1 protein-coding gene is annotated in these 243 nt (G+C 30.5%); it reads right to left on the reverse strand.

Going from position 1 to position 243, the window contains the following annotated elements:
• A partial coding sequence (locus tag H6A60_RS13515) for a hypothetical protein (RefSeq protein WP_205105392.1) occupies positions 1-243 on the reverse strand: 243 nt, incomplete at both ends.

A 243-nucleotide genomic window follows, 5' to 3' on the forward strand; every position in this document is an offset into this window, starting at 1 on the left:
CCTTAAAATAATGAGTTGAGGGCAACAGTTTAATTTCATCAATGAAGGTATCAAAAGAGCTAGCTTGAAGTGTTAAAGCTAAATCACTATTCCAAGATTGTAACAATGCAATATTTAAATGCAAATCGATTGATTTGCTTTTAAGTTCTTCAAAAATGGCAACAAAACTATTTGATATGACCCATTTATCTTCAATAATACTATAGAAGATTGGATAAAAGCCGTGATTATCACGACTAATGG

The sequence above is a fragment of the Sutterella massiliensis genome (assembly GCF_016899755.1).
GTDB classification, from domain to species: domain Bacteria; phylum Pseudomonadota; class Gammaproteobacteria; order Burkholderiales; family Burkholderiaceae_F; genus Sutterella; species Sutterella massiliensis.